This window comes from Cupriavidus sp. Met-2 (assembly GCF_049843575.1).
In the GTDB taxonomy this organism is placed as follows: Bacteria; Pseudomonadota; Gammaproteobacteria; order Burkholderiales; family Burkholderiaceae; genus Cupriavidus; species Cupriavidus metallidurans.
In genome coordinates, this window is record NZ_JBBHZL010000003.1 from 122574 (window position 1) to 137882 (window position 15309).

General features: G+C 62.9%; 14 protein-coding genes and 1 pseudogene. 13 read left to right on the forward strand and 2 right to left on the reverse strand.

The window, feature by feature from the left end:
* Positions 1 to 174 precede the first annotated feature (174 nt).
* Entirely contained in the window at positions 175 to 912 is a 738-nt protein-coding gene (gene flgA / locus WD006_RS09015) for a flagellar basal body P-ring formation chaperone FlgA (protein ID WP_029306950.1), read from the reverse strand.
* A gap of 275 nt (positions 913 to 1187) precedes the next feature.
* On the opposite strand from flgA, the gene flgB reads away from it, so the two are divergent.
* The 11 genes from flgB (at position 1188) to flgL (ending at position 12038) form a co-directional block, all read left to right on the forward strand.
* A complete protein-coding gene (flgB, locus tag WD006_RS09020; protein WP_024570479.1) occupies positions 1188 to 1595 on the forward strand; it encodes a flagellar basal body rod protein FlgB in 408 nt (135 codons plus the stop codon).
* Positions 1596 to 1606: 11 nt separating this feature from the next.
* Positions 1607 to 2014 (forward strand): flagellar basal body rod protein FlgC, encoded by a 408-nt coding sequence (gene flgC, locus WD006_RS09025; RefSeq protein WP_104669945.1) that lies wholly within the window; start codon positions 1607 to 1609, stop codon positions 2012 to 2014.
* 41 nt (positions 2015 to 2055) lie between these two features.
* The gene (locus WD006_RS09030) at positions 2056 to 2724 is read left to right on the forward strand and encodes a flagellar hook assembly protein FlgD (RefSeq protein WP_011518255.1); all 669 of its coding nucleotides are present in this window, start codon (positions 2056 to 2058) and stop codon (positions 2722 to 2724) included.
* Positions 2725 to 2797: 73 nt separating this feature from the next.
* The gene (flgE, locus tag WD006_RS09035; RefSeq protein WP_011518256.1) at positions 2798 to 4045 is read left to right on the forward strand and encodes a flagellar hook protein FlgE; all 1248 of its coding nucleotides are present in this window, start codon (positions 2798 to 2800) and stop codon (positions 4043 to 4045) included.
* Positions 4046 to 4071: 26 nt separating this feature from the next.
* Complete coding sequence (flgF, locus tag WD006_RS09040) at positions 4072 to 4815, forward strand: flagellar basal-body rod protein FlgF (protein ID WP_011518257.1); 744 nt, start codon at positions 4072 to 4074, stop codon at positions 4813 to 4815.
* Positions 4816 to 4863: 48 nt separating this feature from the next.
* The gene (flgG, locus tag WD006_RS09045) at positions 4864 to 5649 is read left to right on the forward strand and encodes a flagellar basal-body rod protein FlgG (protein WP_008641159.1); all 786 of its coding nucleotides are present in this window, start codon (positions 4864 to 4866) and stop codon (positions 5647 to 5649) included.
* A 6-nt stretch (positions 5650 to 5655) separates the two neighbouring features.
* On the forward strand, positions 5656 to 6369 hold the full coding sequence (gene flgH / locus WD006_RS09050; RefSeq protein WP_011518258.1) for a flagellar basal body L-ring protein FlgH: 714 nt from the start codon (positions 5656 to 5658) through the stop codon (positions 6367 to 6369).
* Between the two features lie 7 nt (positions 6370 to 6376).
* A complete protein-coding gene (locus WD006_RS09055) occupies positions 6377 to 7561 on the forward strand; it encodes a flagellar basal body P-ring protein FlgI (protein ID WP_011518259.1) in 1185 nt (394 codons plus the stop codon).
* Entirely contained in the window at positions 7561 to 8583 is a 1023-nt protein-coding gene (gene flgJ, locus WD006_RS09060; RefSeq protein ID WP_029306952.1) for a flagellar assembly peptidoglycan hydrolase FlgJ, read from the forward strand. The genes WD006_RS09055 and flgJ overlap by 1 nt, the downstream gene beginning before the upstream one ends.
* A 265-nt stretch (positions 8584 to 8848) precedes the next feature.
* The gene (flgK, locus tag WD006_RS09065; RefSeq protein WP_011518261.1) at positions 8849 to 10744 is read left to right on the forward strand and encodes a flagellar hook-associated protein FlgK; all 1896 of its coding nucleotides are present in this window, start codon (positions 8849 to 8851) and stop codon (positions 10742 to 10744) included.
* A gap of 55 nt (positions 10745 to 10799) precedes the next feature.
* Positions 10800 to 12038, forward strand: a complete 1239-nt coding sequence (flgL, locus tag WD006_RS09070; protein ID WP_011518262.1) for a flagellar hook-associated protein FlgL — start codon at positions 10800 to 10802, stop codon at positions 12036 to 12038.
* Between the two features lie 1468 nt (positions 12039 to 13506).
* Here flgL and WD006_RS09075 read toward each other — a convergent pair.
* The gene (locus WD006_RS09075) at positions 13507 to 13746 is read right to left on the reverse strand and encodes a helix-turn-helix domain-containing protein (protein WP_035832302.1); all 240 of its coding nucleotides are present in this window, start codon (positions 13744 to 13746) and stop codon (positions 13507 to 13509) included.
* Positions 13747 to 13906: 160 nt separating this feature from the next.
* Between WD006_RS09075 and WD006_RS09080 the strand changes: the two are divergent.
* A pseudogene (locus tag WD006_RS09080) lies at positions 13907 to 14119 on the forward strand (HAD domain-containing protein); the annotation flags it as partial.
* 32 nt (positions 14120 to 14151) lie between these two features.
* A complete protein-coding gene (locus WD006_RS09085) occupies positions 14152 to 14847 on the forward strand; it encodes a hypothetical protein (protein WP_227874156.1) in 696 nt (231 codons plus the stop codon).
* Positions 14848 to 15309: the final 462 nt, after the last annotated feature.

A 15309-nucleotide genomic window follows, 5' to 3' on the forward strand; every position in this document is an offset into this window, starting at 1 on the left:
GGTGTGGTGCGGCGCGATCGCCTGACAGTTCCGCGGCATTTTCGCACGCCCGGCCCGTGCCGGTTGTGACGCTGCCATTTTCCTGTTGTGCCAAGGCCTCCAGCCCGTGTGACGACTAACTTCCGGGGACTTCAGGCCACGGCGAAAAGTGCCGAAGCCGCAATTTTCATCGACTTATTGCTGCAGCACGACCGTATCGCCGCTGCGAACCAGCCCGCTGACGACCTGGCCGTTGCGCAGCCGCACCTGGACCATGTTGCCGGTGGCGGCGTCGGTCAGCACCTTGCCTTCGCTGCTGAGCTGGAACGAATCGCCTTCCACGGTCACGTTGACGGTCTGGCCCGATTTCACCGCAATCGGCTTCCGGACCAGGTCGGTGCGCATCGGCGAACCGGCCGCGATGCGATTGGCGGAGACGGCGCCGTCCACCTGCGACGGGTCGGTCACCACGGCGCGCGGCAGCATGGCCAGATCGCCCTGACGGACCTCGAGATCGGCGGCGGTAATGGTTTCTCCCGGGCCCATCGCGCGCGCGGCCACATAGTAGTCAGTGAGCACCGACACGCGCGCCTGCATGTAGCGGGTCCACGGCCGGTCGCCACCGCAGCGCAATCCCACGTTGACGCGGCCATAAGGTGCCGCGCCGGGCGGCAGGAACGGTTGCGGATCGACGCACTCCGGCGCGCGGCCGCCCGAGGGCGTTCCCACCTGGACGCTGACCTTGCCGGGCAGGCCGCTGGCCTGGCGCAGCAGGAACTGCTCCACGGCCACGCGGGCCGGGTCATCGACAAACGGTGTGGATGGGGTTTGTGCCGTCACAGGCGTGGCAACGGCGGGCGCGGCCAGCACTGGCTGGCTCATGGCAATGCCGGCCAGCGCCAACAGCGCGGCGGCCTGGCGATAGAGATTCATGGCGTTCATCCCAGCAAGGATGTAAGTGTGGCGCGCCGCCAGTGCGCGATGCGCCGTTGTCATTCAGTGGGGCTCATTGTAGGCAGCGTGTCGCGAGAGACCGCAGCGGAAATGCGCGGGTTTCCCGTCCCTATTCCAGCGATTGGCGTGACAACCCGACCCCTAAGATGGCAACCCTGAAGAAGCCCGACTGCGGCGCCGGACACGTATACCTGGCCACGCGACGGCGTTCTCCCCGCAATGCAGCCATTTGAAGCCACGCAGGAAAGGCAGACATCATGGACAAACTTGACGCAGCGTTCCGCTTCCAGCAGGACGCCCTGAGCCTGAGGACACAGCGGCAATCGGTGATTGCCTCGAACATCGCGCACGCCGACACGCCGGGCTACAAGGCCCGCGACTTCGACTTCGCCAGCACGCTGGCCCAGTCGGTGGAACGCGGCCAGCGCAGCGAGGGCACGTCGTTGTCCACCACGTCCGTGCGTCACCTGCCGGGGCAGGCGCCCACGTCCACCGGCCATGAACTCGACTACCGCATTCCGCTGCAGTCGAGCATCGACGGCAACACGGTCGAAATGGATACCGAGCGCGTCGCTTTTGCCGACAACACCGTCCACTACGAAGCGGGCCTCACGGTGATGAGTTCCAAGATCAAGACGATGCTGGCCGCGATCCAGAGCTGACGGAGACTGCCGTGGGAACGATGAGCATTTTCGATGTGGCGGGCTCGGCGATGGCCGCACAGTCGCAACGCATGAACGTGACGGCTTCGAACCTGGCCAACGCGGACAGCGCGGTGGCTCCGAACGGGCAGCCGTATCGCGCCAAGCAGGTGATCTTCGAGATGGCGCCCACGCCCGGCCAGAGCGATGTTGGCGGCGTGCAGGTGGCTGGGGTGATGGAAGATTCCGCGCCGGCGCGCATGGTGCACAACCCGAGCCATCCGCTCGCGGACGCCAACGGCTACGTGACGATGCCCAATGTGAATCCGGTGGAAGAGATGGTCAACATGATCTCCGCATCGCGTTCGTACCAGGCCAACGTCGAGGTGCTCAACACCGCCAAGAACATGATGCTGAAGACGCTGACCATCGGTCAGTGAAGCCCAACCTTCCGAATCTCCAGGACTAGCCGGAACCCACCATGACCACCACTTCCAACGTTGGCAGCAGCACTACTTCGGCCGTGAACCAGGCGCTGCAGAACGGCAGCGCCAGCGCCGCCGATCTGCAGAACCAGTTCCTGACGATGCTGGTGACGCAGATGAACAACCAGGACCCGCTCAATCCGCTGGACAACTCGCAGCTCACCTCGCAGCTCGCGCAGATCAGCACCGTCAGCGGCCTGCAGACGATGAACACCACGATGACTCAGCTGCTGCAGCAGACCGCCGCCAGCCGTGCGATGGACTCCGCCAACCTGATCGGCAAGACCGTGATGGTGCCGGGCTCTGCCGTGAGCGTGTCCGGCGGCGTGCCGGGCCAGATTGGCGTGGACATTCCTTCGACCGCCGACAGCGTGACCGTGCAGGTGCTCGACGCCAGCGGCAACGTGGTGCGCACGATCGACATGAAGGGCCAGACCGCTGGCGTGAAGGATGTTGCCTGGGACGGCAAGAACGACCAGGGCAACGCGGTCGCGGATGGCGACTACAGCTTCAAGGTGGCCGCGACAGCCAACGGCAAGGACGTGAAGCCGGTGGCGCTGGTCTACGGCAAGGTGCAAGCGATCAGCGGCGACAGTTCGGGCGTGCTGGTCGACCTCGGCAACGGCCAGACTGCCAGCGTCGACGACGTACGCCGCATTTCCTGAACGCATTCACATATCACCCGGTCCGGCATACGCGCGGGCATTTCACGAACGACAGCCTACATAGGGGTTAATCATGGGTTTTGGTCAAGGGGTAAGCGGCCTGAACGCCGCGGCGTCCAACCTGGACGTGATCGGCAACAACATCGCCAACGCGAACACGGTTGGCTTCAAGCAATCGACCGCGCAGTTCGCGGATGTCTACGCAGGTTCGAAGATCGGCCTGGGCACGCGCGTGAATTCGGTGGTGCAGTCGTTCACCAACGGCAATATCTCGTCGACCGGACGCAACCTCGACGTGGCCATCAGTAACGGCAACGGCTTCTTCCGTCTGGCCAGCACGGACGGCGGGGTGTACTACTCGCGCAATGGCCAGTTCCAGCGCCTGGACGATGGCCGTCTGGTCAATGCGTCGGGCCTGCAGGTCACCGGTTACCCGGCCGGCACCACGGCCGGCGGTGTGGCGCCGCAGCCGATCGTGATCAGCAACGCGCAGATGCCGCCGCAGGCCACCACGAACATCAAGGCTCAGTTCCAGCTCGATTCGCGCAGCACGGTACCGACCAACGCGTTCGTCAGCACGCCGGGCGCCACGCCGCCCGTGCTGCCGAACTCGACCATGTTCAACTACAGCACGGCGATGACGGTGTATGACTCGCTGGGCAACAAGCAGCAGCTCACCGCGTACTTCGGCAAGAGCATCCCGGCGACGACCCCGGCACCGCCCAACGCATTCGGCGGCACGGACTGGGACATGAACGTGACCGACGCGTCCGGCAACGTGCTGCAGACGGTCAAGCTGTCCTTCGATGCGAACGGCATGCTCAAGGCGCCGAGCGCCACCACGATGCCGACGGTCACGCTGCCGGCCGCCAATGGCGCCGCCGCGATGACGGCTACGCTGGATCTGTCGGGCACCACCCAGTTCGGCGCGGACAACGACCCGAAGAGCATCGTGCAGAACGGCTTCACGTCGGGCTCGCTGCTGGGCTTCTCGGTGCAGTCAGACGGCACGATCCTCGGTTCGTTCTCGAACGAGCAGACGAAGTCGCTGGGCCAGATCGCCATGGCCGCGTTCGGCAATGCCGAAGGCCTGAAGCCGGAAGGCAACAACGTGTGGTCCGCCACCGGCGCCTCGGGCCAGGAACTGCTCGGCGTGGCCGGCGGTTCGATGGGCACGCTGCAGTCGGGCTCGGTGGAAGAGTCGAACGTGGACCTGTCCGGCCAGCTTGTGAACCTGATCGTCGCCCAGCGCAACTACCAGGCCAACGCGCAGACCATCAAGGCGCAGGACACGGTCATGCAGACGCTGGTGAACCTCTGATCTCAGCCTGAACTTCAAGCAGCGTCATGGACCGCATGATCTACACCGCCCTGTCGGGCGCCAAGCAGATACTCGACCAGCAGGCCGCGGTATCGAACAACCTGGCCAATGCTTCCACAACGGCCTTCAAGGCGCAGGTCAACATGTACCGCGCCGTGCCGGTGGTGGGGCAGGAGACGCAAACACGCGCCTTCACGTTGGCCTCGACGCCAGGCGCCGACATGAAAGCCGGTCCGCTCAGTTACACGGGCCGCAACCTGGACGTGGCGCTGCAGGGCAACGGCTGGCTGGCGGTGCAGATGCCGGACGGCTCCGAGGCATACACCCGAGCGGGATCGCTGCAGGTGTCGCCGGACGGACAGCTCCAGACCTCGCTGGGCCTGCCGGTGATGGGCGACGGCGGTCCGATCGGGATTCCGCCCGGTTCCACGGTGTCGATCGGCACCGATGGAACCGTGACCGCGCGTGGCCCGGGCGAGGCCGCGAACGGCCTGGCCCAGGTAGGAAAGCTGCGCGTCGTCACGCCGCCGCCCGAAGGGCTGGCGCGCGGTGACGACGGCTATTTCCGCCTGCGTCCGGGCGTGGACCCGCTTCAGCAGGACCCCAACGTCCGCGTAATCTCCGGCGCGCTGGAAGGCAGCAATGTCAACCCGGTCGAGTCCATGGTGGAAATGATCGCCAACGCGCGTCGCTTCGAAATGCAGATGAAGATGATCACGGGCGCCGACAGCAACGATCAGCGGGCCAACGCGCTGCTCTCCAACAATTGAAGCGCGCGGGCTTGAAGCCAGCGCGGAAAAGCTAAGACAAGGAACACCATGATCCGCTCTCTCTGGATTGCCAAGACCGGTCTTGATGCGCAGCAGACGCAGATGGACGTGATCTCGAACAACCTGGCCAACGTGTCCACCACGGGCTTCAAGCGCAGCCGCGCCGTGTTCGAGGAAATGATGTACCAGACGATCCGCCAACCGGGCGCGATGTCGTCGGACCAGACGGTGCTGCCGTCCGGCATGCAGATCGGTACCGGTGTGCGTCCCGTGGCAACCGAGCGTATCCACACGCAAGGCAACCCGCAGCAAACGGGCAACGCCAAGGACGTGGCCATCATCGGCAACGGCTTCTTCCAGGTGACGATGCCAGACGGCACCACCTCCTATACACGCGATGGTTCGTTCCAGGTGGACCAGAACGGTCAGCTGGTCACGTCGAGCGGCTTCGTGATCAATCCGGCCATCACGCTGCCGGCCAACTACACCTCGGTGAACATCGCGCGTGACGGCACGGTGACCGTGATGCAGCCGGGCTCGACCAACGCAGCCACGGTGGGCCAGCTTCAACTCGCCACTTTCCCGAACCCGACCGGGCTGGAAAGCATGGGCGAGAACCTGTACGTGCAGACCGATGCCTCGGGCGCGCCGAACACCACGGTGCCGGGCCTGAACGGCGCGGGCACGCTGCAGAACAACTACGTCGAAGCGTCGAACGTGAACGTGGTGGAAGAACTGGTGAGCATGATCCAGACCCAGCGCGCGTACGAAATCAACAGCAAGGCGGTGCAGACGTCGGATCAGATGCTGCAGCGTCTGACCCAGATGGGATAAATGGCAATGACCATGGCCGCCACTCGCTCTGGCTCTCGCATCGTCGCATTCGTCGCACACGCCATCGTCGGCCTGGCCGCGCTGGCCAGCGGCGGCTGCGCGATGATGCCCAAGGAGCCGCTCGTGCAACTGCCCACCACAGCGCGCGCCGAATCGCGCCCGGTGAGCGCGCCCACGGGCTCGATCTTTGCGTCTTCCTACGCGGCGGGCAATCCGCTGTTCGAGGACCGGCGGCCACGTAATGTTGGTGACATCCTGACCATCGTGATCACGGAGAACATCAACGCCAGCAAGAACTCGGGCTCCAACGCCAGCCGCGCCGGCAACAGCACGCTGAGCTTCAACGCGGTGCCGCGCGCGCTGGCTGGGCTGTTCAGCTCCGCTTCGAACGCCGACATCGGCGGTACCAACACGCTGAAGGCCAGCGGCGGGTCCTCCGCGAACAACACGTTCAACGGCACCATCACGGTGACCGTGCTGGAGGTGCTGCCCAACGGCAACCTGGTGGTGTCCGGCGAAAAGCAGATGGCCATCAACCAGGGCGCGGAGTTCATTCGTTTCTCGGGTGTAGTCAATCCGCGCACGATCACTGGCGACAATGGGGTGCTCTCCACCCAGGTGGCGGACGCGCGTATCGAGTACACCGCCAAGGGGTATATCGACGAAGCACAGAACATGGGCTGGCTGCAGCGCTTCTTCCTCAATGTCCTTCCGTTCTGATTTCGCCATGTTTTTGCCTCCGATGCCTTTCCACAAGCCAGGCTCGCTTTTGGGCACCCCGCCCGGCCTTCATTCCCGCTCAGGTCGTGCGGTCTTTCTTGCTGGCCTGCTGCTCGCGCTCTTCCTGGGCCTGGGCTTTGGCCACGCACATGCGGAACGCCTGAAGAACCTGGCGACGTTCCAGGGCGTGCGCGACAACCCGCTCGTGGGCTATGGCCTGGTCGTGGGGCTGGACAATACCGGCGACCAGACCATGCAGACGCCGTTCACCACGCAGAGCTTGCAGAACATGTTGTCGCAGCTTGGCATCACGCTGCCAGCGGGCAAGAACATGCAGCTCAAGAACGTGGCGGCGGTGATGGTGACCGCAGCGCTGCCGGCGTACGCACAGCCTGGCAGTCAGATCGACGTGGTGGTGTCGTCGATGGGTAACGCCAAGAGCCTGCGCGGCGGCACGCTGCTGATGACGCCGCTCAAGGGTATCGACGGGCAGGTGTACGCCGTGGCGCAGGGCAACATGCTGGTGGGCGGCGCGGGTGCATCGGCCAACGGCAGCAAGGTGCAGATCAACCAGCTCGCCGTGGGCCGCATCGCCAACGGCGCCATCGTAGAGCGCGCCGTGCCTTCCTTCCAGCCGGAAGGCGGCTTCATGAACCTCGAGCTCAAGGACACCGACTTCGGCACCGTCGAGCGCGTGGTCGAGGCGATCAACCGCAATCTGGGCGCGGGAACGGCTGCCGCCATGGATGGCCGCGTGGTGCAGGTGCGCACGCCGCAGGCGCCATCGGCGCGCGTGGGATTCATGGCCCGGATCGAGAACCTCGACGTGACGCCGGCCAAGGCCGCCGCCAAGGTAATCCTGAATGCCCGCACGGGCTCGATCGTGATGAACCAGGCAGTGACCGTGGAAGACTGCGCGATCGCGCACGGCAACCTGTCGGTCGTGATCAACACGCAGCCGGTCATCAGCCAGCCCGGGCCGTTCAGCCAGGGTCAGACCGTGGTGGCCCCGGTGTCGCAGATCGACATGAAGCAGGGCGGCGGATCACTCCAGATCGTGAAGGCCGGCGCATCGCTGGCGGCAGTGGTGAAGGGCCTGAACGCGCTTGGCGCGACCCCGGCCGACTTGCAGACGATCCTGGAAGCCATGCGTGCCGCGGGCGCCCTGCGCGCCGAGCTGGAGATCATCTGATGACGGGCGAGACGCTCTCCGGGCAGTCCGATATCTCGCAGCGCTTCGCGCTCGACACGCAAGGGTTCGAGGCGCTCAAGAACCAGGCGCGCGCCGGCAACAACAGCAGTTCGCTGCAGGCCGCCGCCAGGCAGTTCGAAGCCGTGTTCACGAACATGGTGCTGAAGAGCATGCGCGACGCGACGCCGTCTGACGGCCTCTTCGACAACGAGCAGACCAAGCTCTACATGTCGATGATGGACCAGCAGCTGTCGCAACAGCTCTCCACACGTGGTATCGGCCTGGCCGATGTCATGATCCGCCAGCTTGCGCGCGCCACGGGCCAGCAACTACCGCCGAACATGGCTACGGCTGGCGGGGTCACCGCGGCAAGCATCCAGGACGCCCAGATGGCCGGGCTGCTTGACGGCCGTGGCGCGACAGATGCCGATGGCCCGGCATTGCCGGTGGGCACGACGTTGCCCGGCCCGGCGTGGAACCCGACCGCCGGCGTGCGCCAGTACCAGAATCAGGCCGACTGGCAGGGCAATGGCCAGTCCCAACTGGGACAACTGCCCAACGACACACCCGAACACATCAGCAGCTTCGTCAACCGCATGGCAGGCCCGGCAATGGTCGCGTCGCGCGCATCGGGCGTGCCGGCCAAGCTGATCGTTGGCCAGGCCGCGCTCGAATCGGGCTGGGGACGCCGCGAGATCCTGAATGCGGATGGCTCGACGTCGTTCAACGTCTTCGGTATCAAGGCCGGTGCGAATTGGAAGGGCCCGACGACGGAGGTACTGACCACCGAATACGTCGATGGCCAGCCGCAGAAGGTGCGTGCCCGCTTCCGAGCCTATGGCTCCTACGAAGAGGCTTGCAATGACTATGCGCGGCTGCTGACCTCCAATCCGCGTTACGCGGGCGTGTTGGCGGCAAACAGCGCCGACGAGGCCGCCCACGGCTTGCAGCGCGCGGGATATGCCACCGATCCGGCCTACGGCGAGAAGCTCGTCCGGATCATGAAGAAGGTTTCAACCTGAAGCATTGCGATAGCGGGTTGGTCCCCTATGCCGCGTTGTGGGTGAGGGGAGAAAACAATCGGTGAACCTGCATGGCGCGGCGCTTGTCAGTCGCGCTATTGGCGTTTGTGGAAGCAATTCTTCACGAGAGTACGCGCTCACAACTACCCCGCATCTTCACGATTTGCCGCGCTAAAGTTGAGCGGCGTTCCGGCCGTTATTCAGCACATCCACCGCCGTCGGCCGTGTGCCGCCGGCTTGCCATTCGATCCGGAGTCAGACAAACATGTCTCTGTTTAATATCGGTCTGTCGGGCCTGAACGTGGCGCAGAACGCGCTGACGACCACTGGCCACAACTTCAGCAATGCCGCGACTCCGGGCTACACGCGCCAGAGCACGATCATCGCGTCGGCCGGCGGCCAGTTCACGGGCTCTGGATTCTTCGGCCAGGGCTCCAGCACTGTTACCGTGCAGCGCGTCTACGACGGTTTCCTGACCGGCCAGCTTCGCACGGCCACATCGGCCAGCAGCGAGCTGTCCACGTTCTCGAGCCAGATCTCGCAGATCGACAACCTGCTGGCTGATCAGAACGCGGGCCTGGCCCCGCTGATGCAGAAGTTCTTTGCCGCAGTCCAGACGGTATCGGACACGCCGGGCGACACCGCGGCGCGGCAAGGCATGTTGTCCGCCGCCCAGGCGCTGACCGGCCAGGTCAAGGCGTCGAGCGACTACTTCAAGCAGCTTCAGGACGGCATCAACACGCAGCTCACGTCGTCGGTGCGTCAGGTCAACGATTACACCAAGCAGATCGCCAGCCTGAACAAGCAGATCTCGCAACTGACCGCCGCATCGGGCGGCCAGCCTCCCAACGACCTGCTGGACCAGCGCGACCAGGCCGTGTCCGAGCTGACCAAGCTGGTGGGCGCGAAGGTCGTGGTGCAGGATGGCAATACGTATAACGTCTTCGTCGGTAACGGCCAGCCGCTGGTGATGGGCTCCGAATCGTACGATATGACCGCGGTGCCATCGGCGGCGGACCCGAGCCGCATCACGATCGGCTACACGCTGCCCAATGGCAACACGGTGCAGTCGGAAGACGGTTCGGTGACCGGTGGCTCGATCGGTGGGCTGCTGCGCTTCCGCAGCCAGTCGCTCGACCAGGCGCAGAACGCCATCGGCCGCCTGTCGCTGGCGATTGGCCAGGTGTTCAACAACCAGCACAAGCTCGGTATCGACCTGAACGGCGCAACGGGCACCGATCTCTTCTCGCTGGGCCAGCCGACGACGTACGCGAACGCGAACAATAAGTCGAACGCGGTCGCCACGGCCACGATCACCAACGCCGGCAGCCTGACTACCAGTGACTACTCGTTGAAGTTCGACGGCACGAACTACTCGCTGACGCGTCTGTCGGACAACACCGTCGTGGCGACGTCGACCTCGTTGAGCGGCATCTCCGCGGACGGCATTTCCGTCAGTCTCAACGGACCGATGAGCGCCAACGATTCGTTCCTGATCCAGCCGACACGCAATGCCGCGGCAGGCTTCGGCACGCTGATCACGGACCCGGCCAAGGTGGCCGCCGCTTCGCCGGCACGCGCCGACGCCAGCACGCAGAACACCGGATCCGGCACGGCCAAGCTCAGCGGCGTGGCGCAGGGCTTCACGCAACTGTCGGGCAAGATCACGGCGAAATACACGGGCGCCGGCTACACGTTCACCGATGCCCTGGGTAACGTAGTGACCCCGACCAGCACTGCCGCCAGCGGTACCGGCACCGACTACACCTTCAGTGGGCTGACCTTCCATTTCGACGGCACGCCGAAGGCGGGCGACACGTTCACGCTGTCGAGCAACTCCGGCGCGACGGCTGACAACGGCAACGCCCTGGCGCTGGCCAAGCTGCAGACCGCCAAGACGATCAACGGCACGTCCAGCTTCAACGACGCCTATGCGTCGCTGGTCAACCAGGTGGGCAGCGATGCCAAGTCGGCAAGCATTGCCTCGGAGTCGCAGGACAGCATCACCACGCAGGTTACGTCGGCACAGCAGTCGGTGTCCGGCGTGAACATGGACGAGGAAACGGTGAACCTGCTCAAGTTCCAGCAGCTTTATCAGGCGAATGCGAAGGTCATCCAGACGGCCAGCACGATCATCGACACGCTCCTCAGCATCGGCTGACCGGGCCACGTTCTCCACTGACAGTTAGTTCAAACGGATACGAAGGAATCACGCCATGCGCGTCGCTACCTCCACCCTGTACCAGCAAGGCCTGGCCTCGATGAACAACCAGCAGTCCAAGCTGCTGTATGTGCAACAGCAACTTGGCACCGGCCGCCGCATCCTGACACCGTCTGATGACCCCGTGGCTGCCACGCGCGCGCTGGGTGTCGCCCAGGCCCAGTCCGTGAACGGGCAGTACGCCACGACCCGCAAGCAGGCGAACGCATCGCTGGGCCTGGAGGAGAACACGCTCCAGTCGGTCACGACCACGATCCAGAATATCCAGTCGCTGCTGGTGAACGCCGGTAACGGCACGATGAGCGACACCGACCGCGCGTCGCTGGCCACGGCATTGCAGGGGCAGTACGATCAGCTTATGGGCCTGGCCAACGCCGACGACGGCAATGGCAACTACCTGTTCGCGGGCTTGCAGGCCAACACGGTACCGTTTGCGAAGAACGCCGCCGGCGCGGCTGTGTACCAGGGCGACAACAGCCATCAGCTGCTGCAGGTTGACGTCGCGCGCCAGATGGAATCGGGCAACACCGGCGCCGAGGTCTTCATGAGCGTGACGACCAACGCCGGCTACGTGCTCAATGGCAATGCCGGCAACGCCGGTACCGCCACGTATGGGCCGATCTCCGTTTCGGATCCGACCAACCCGCTCTATGGCACGCCGCTGAAGCTGACCTTCCAGCCCAATGCCACGACCGGGGCAATGGAGTACCAGGTGTCGAACGCCACCACGGGTACCGCGATTGGCACGGCGCAGCCCTACTCTGATGGCACGCCCATCAACGTGGGCGGCGTGTCGTTCACGGTCAAGGGCACGCCGGCCGCTGGCGATTCGCTAACGGCCGTGCCCGCGCAACAGGCCGGCGCGGACATCTTCGCGAACCTGCAGAACGTCATCAGCGCGCTGAAGAAGCCGATCGACACCGGCGCGAACACGGATGCCGCCAACGCCAACCTGCAGAACGTGCTGGCTACCGGCATTCGCCAGATGGGCAACTCACTCGACAACGTGCTGACGGTCCGGTCGTCGGTGGGCTCGCGCATGCAGGAACTCGACGCGCTGGACACGATCGGCCAGAACCGCGACCTGAACAGCAAGTCCGCGCTGTCCGACCTGCAGGACCTGAACTACGCGTCGGCCATCACCGAGTACTACCAGCGCCAGACTGCACTCCAGGGCGCCCAGCAATCGTTCATGCAGATCCAGGGGATGAACCTGTTTCAGTATTTGAGGTGATCGGGGCTCCGCTCGCCATGAGCGGTGCGTGTCTTGAGAGAATAGTATTTGGCAAACTGAGGATTCGACGTTTGTCAAACTGCCAACTTCGCCTTAAAGGCCTTGTCGTGTAAGGCTTTGACAAAACCCCAAGGCGTTGACAAGCGGCATGCTTCTTCTCGCGTGGGCCGGGTTTCGTGAGCGCAGGTAATGTTTGGTTAGCCCGGCGACGGACTCAAGAGTCGCGACGACTTCTCTACACTATAGTTCACGGTAGATGCCTCGGCTGTGCGACTACGCCGGCTCTAGCTGAATGGTTGGAACCTCTCCGAACTAGTTGTAGAAGAGACCCGCTCCACTCTCCATGGGGCGGGTCTTTTTGCCTTTTCGGGCGCCCTAATCTGATCAGTGATGATCGACAGTGCCAGCAGCGAGGCAACGTCGAGTCTCACTTTGCCGAGGGCGACTGCCAACCGTATTCAAGGCTATTGCCCTCGAATGACTAACACGAGTTCGTTTTGGGCTTACTTGCCAAACTCGTCCGGCGAGATCAGTGACCATACTTGAACCAAAGAAACGCCAGCCCGCCAAAGCATGCGAGTACCATAAATATGCGCCCGTGAAGTTCATTGTGATGGGGATCCGTATGCCCACAGTGGGGACAAACCTTCGCCGAGCTGCTGATTTCGCGCTTACATTCAACGCAGGGTTTCAAAGCCATTTTTACTCCAAGATATACATCGGATACGCCGTGCCTGATCATCAGAACCGATGTGGACGACACGATGGATATCGTCAGGAACGATGGATTCCGTTCCCCCGAGGAGTGGGATAACTATCTCGTAGCGTTCATTGATAGTGTGGACCAGGCGGGAAAGACTCAGCCGTATTGGGCGGCGCGTTTCGGTACAGGCGAAGATTCCGGGTGACGCCGAGATTCAAGGACTCGCCAACATTTTGATCACGCGAGGCTGTGTTGTTAGAATGGGTTCAGGCCTAGCCTATGAGGTCATCCCAGTTGTCACTGATGGCCGCCAAAAGCCCGCGCCCGCGGGCTTTTGTGTGTCTGGGGCGCTTGGTCAACGCAGATGTACGGCTGGCCCATCTGGGGCGGCCCATCGGCCCTTGCCTGGTCGCCGCGTTTTTCTCGTTCGGTTTCGTCTTCCTGCCCCCTTTATGGATGGCAACGGGCGGCTGTCACGTTTCCTGCTCCCCCACCAATTGATCACGACGACAGACCACCCCGCGCTCGCCCGTTTGCCGGTCAAGTCGCGCCGTACTGTGCGCGAGTGGTTCTTTCTCATCGCATAGGATCATCGCTCGCTCATACCGCGCGGTGAGGCTGCTGGGCTGCGCTAATTAAGTTTTTACCAAGAGACGCAATCGCCGCGCAGGAGGTGACCGTTCAGGTGGTCCAAAAAAGGACGGCGTCGACCTGCGGGATCGCGGGCGCCGGGGAGAGGGGATCGGGCGCTAGGTCGGCGAAGATCTATTGCTGATCAGGATCGACGAACAACTCGTGAACATCGACCCCCAGAAATTCTGCGAGCTTGCAGATGTTGTCAATGGTGGCATTGTTCACTGCGCGCTCGATCTGGCTCACATAGGTCCTATGGAATCCCGCCTTAACGGCAAGATCTTCCTGGGAAAGGCCAGCCTTTTCCCGCACCTTACGTAGGTTGGACGCAACCCGGAGCCGCGCGTAGGTCTTTTCTGCACTCTTTGCCATGAGGCGCAGAGTGCGCAAAGCACGATTAAAAATCTACACGCACTGAACTCTACTTGATATACATCTACTGTATATAAATCTATAATGCCTTGTTTTTGGGGTGTGCCGAGCTAGAGCCATAGGCCTGCGCCACTCCGTTCCAGAGAAAGCCAGGGCGGCGATGATTGTGTTTTTGGACTATGACGGTGTCTTGCATCCGGACGCCGCTTACTTGGTGAAAGGCCGTCCCGAGCTTCGCGCGGCAGGGACACTATTCATGTGGGCCCCGATCCTTGAAGAAGCTCTCGCACCGTATCCGGACGCCAAAATCGTCCTGTCTACTTCGTGGGTTCCGGTCCTCAAGAGCTTCAGTCGCGCGCGTGCTTTTCTGCCGGCCATGCTGCAAGCACGAGTTATTGGCGCGACGTGGCATTCGGCAATGGTGCGGCATCCCGAGGGGAGTACGATGGAGCAATCGATCGTGCCTATTACGGTGGCAGCAAGTTCATGCAGCAAACCGGCTTTGCTGCGGGTCTTTCTGGCTTCAAGATGGGCACTCGCCAAATGCTTGGGTTGGTCATGGCGGAGGTCTGGTTCGAGCTACGCGCGCAAGTTCCGATTATTCTGGACACCCTTAAAAGACAGTTCAGCTTCGAGAAGTTCGTCGAAGACATCCAGAGCACCTTTCGGGGTATCTGGCGTCGTATTCGGTTGCGCTTCAAGGACTTCCTGACCAGCTTCAAGGACGGCATTTTTGGTGGCATCGTATCGAGCCTGACGACCACGGTTTTCAACATCTTTGCCACCACACAGAAGGCAACGATCAAAATCATTCGGGAGATCTGGGGACAGTTGTGCAAGGCGTTCAAGCTGGTCTTCTTCAACCCTGAGAAGCTGGGTTTTGCTGATCTGTGCAAAGCCGTCATGGGCGTCCTGTCGGCGGCCGCAGGCGTGACGGTGGGCTCGATCGCCCATGCGCAATTACTGCCGTTGTGCAGTTTTCCATTTGGCGCTGAACTGGCGTCGTTTGTGGGCGCTTTCTTACGCCTGCTTCTGGCGGGCAAGCGCCTGTCGAATCCTAGTTCCGCTACGCCGGTCCCAGGAGGTCGGCGCCGCCCCTGAACTGCCAATCGACCCAGTGCAAACACAATGGCGGCTTTCAAGGCAGAGCGGCCTCCGGTTCGCCACGGTTGTCATACGGTACGTTAAGGAGGGAGGAAGGTCAGGTTGCGGGGCCGATTGATTCGCTTCTTCGCCGGTCGCGCAGTTGTTCTCCCCGGTGGAATAAAAGCACTCCTCGCCTCACCAGTAGAGTACAGTGGCTAATGGAAGCCGTAACGGCAACGGAGCCTGCCCGACGGGGGCACAGGCCAGACCGATTGTTAACGCCGTTGTGTTGATCTGTCGCGAAGACGGACCTCGCCGGAGGTGAGCACGTTGTGCTTCGCTATGCCGAGGACATCATCAACGGCGCAATTCTCGGCCAATCCGTTGTTTCACTTTGAGCGTTGTTGTCGTCAACAGGCATTCTCAACACAGCCCATGACGTAACTGGGCAACAGCGGCGCCACGCCGCATGGAGCA

Coding starts and splice junctions, on each gene's coding strand:
- flgA (WP_029306950.1), bottom strand. CDS start 912: ATGAATCTCTATCGCCAGGCCGCCGCGCTGTTGGCGCTGGCCGGCATT.
- WD006_RS09030 (WP_011518255.1), top strand. CDS start 2,056: ATGACCACCACTTCCAACGTTGGCAGCAGCACTACTTCGGCCGTGAAC.
- flgE (WP_011518256.1), top strand. CDS start 2,798: ATGGGTTTTGGTCAAGGGGTAAGCGGCCTGAACGCCGCGGCGTCCAAC.
- flgF (WP_011518257.1), top strand. CDS start 4,072: ATGGACCGCATGATCTACACCGCCCTGTCGGGCGCCAAGCAGATACTC.
- flgG (WP_008641159.1), top strand. CDS start 4,864: ATGATCCGCTCTCTCTGGATTGCCAAGACCGGTCTTGATGCGCAGCAG.
- flgH (WP_011518258.1), top strand. CDS start 5,656: ATGACCATGGCCGCCACTCGCTCTGGCTCTCGCATCGTCGCATTCGTC.
- WD006_RS09055 (WP_011518259.1), top strand. CDS start 6,377: ATGTTTTTGCCTCCGATGCCTTTCCACAAGCCAGGCTCGCTTTTGGGC.
- flgJ (WP_029306952.1), top strand. CDS start 7,561: ATGACGGGCGAGACGCTCTCCGGGCAGTCCGATATCTCGCAGCGCTTC.
- flgK (WP_011518261.1), top strand. CDS start 8,849: ATGTCTCTGTTTAATATCGGTCTGTCGGGCCTGAACGTGGCGCAGAAC.
- flgL (WP_011518262.1), top strand. CDS start 10,800: ATGCGCGTCGCTACCTCCACCCTGTACCAGCAAGGCCTGGCCTCGATG.
- WD006_RS09075 (WP_035832302.1), bottom strand. CDS start 13,746: ATGGCAAAGAGTGCAGAAAAGACCTACGCGCGGCTCCGGGTTGCGTCC.